We start from the raw sequence: 364 nt of genomic DNA, 5'->3' as shown, positions 1-364 counted from the left end.
ACGTTACGAGTACGGAGGCATTCAAGTTGTGATTTGCTTTCATTTTAGTATCTTTGAACCATTGGAAACAGTTCGATATGCCGAGCGAACAAAACCCCGGCGGTTGTGATTTGCTTTCATTTTAGTATCTTTGAACCATTGGAAACAGTATTACATTGTCCGAGGTCGCCGGGCGTGTGGTTGTGATTTGCTTTCATTTTAGTATCTTTGAACCATTGGAAACAGTTCCTTCTTAAGTCCAAACGGACAGGAGATTGTTGTGATTTGCTTTCATTTTAGTATCTTTGAACCATTGGAAACAGTTTGTCCGTCTGCTCCCCTCTCCATTGCACTGTTGTGATTTGCTTTCATTTTAGTATCTTTG

Origin of the sequence: Bacteroides fluxus YIT 12057, assembly GCF_000195635.1 — a bacterium.
GTDB classification, from domain to species: domain Bacteria; phylum Bacteroidota; class Bacteroidia; order Bacteroidales; family Bacteroidaceae; genus Bacteroides; species Bacteroides fluxus.
Note: the sequence above shows the minus strand (reverse complement) of the source record.